Raw genomic sequence first — 525 nt, forward strand, 5'->3', positions numbered from 1 at the left:
CGCTGAACCAGAGCTGGTCTGTCGATTTTATGCATGATGCCCTGGTCTGTGGGCGTCGTTTTCGCACGTTCAATGTCGTTGATGACTTTAACCGTGAGGCGTTGTCGATTGAAATAGATCTGAATCTGCCAGCCCCACGAGTGGTCCGTGTACTCGACAGGATCGCGGCAAATCGTGGCTATCCGGTCATGCTACGCATGGATAATGGTCCGGAATTTATCTCACTTGCACTGGCTGAATGGGCAGAGCAACATGCAGTAAAACTGGAATTTATTCAGCCGGGTAAGCCGACGCAGAACGCTTTTATTGAGCGCTTTAACCGAACATACCGTACAGAAATACTCGATTTTTATCTGTTCAGAACGCTGAATGAAGCGCGGGAAATCACGGAAAGATGGGTGTCAGAATATAACTGTGAACGCCCTCATGAATCACTGAACAATATGACGCCGGAGGAATATCGGCAACACAATCATTTGGCCGGGATCTCAAAAAATGCCTGGAACTAAAACGGGTCTATTTACA

Annotated in this window: 1 pseudogene; it reads left to right on the forward strand. The window is 47.6% G+C overall.

Features of this window, described 5'->3' with window-relative positions:
• Positions 1-509 (forward strand): annotated as a pseudogene (locus tag ACLJTG_RS23690) (IS3-like element ISEcl10 family transposase); the annotation flags it as partial.
• Positions 510-525 lie beyond the last annotated feature (16 nt).

Source organism: Salmonella sp. SAL00672, from assembly GCF_046552175.1.
Taxonomy (GTDB): domain Bacteria; phylum Pseudomonadota; class Gammaproteobacteria; order Enterobacterales; family Enterobacteriaceae; genus Salmonella; species Salmonella enterica.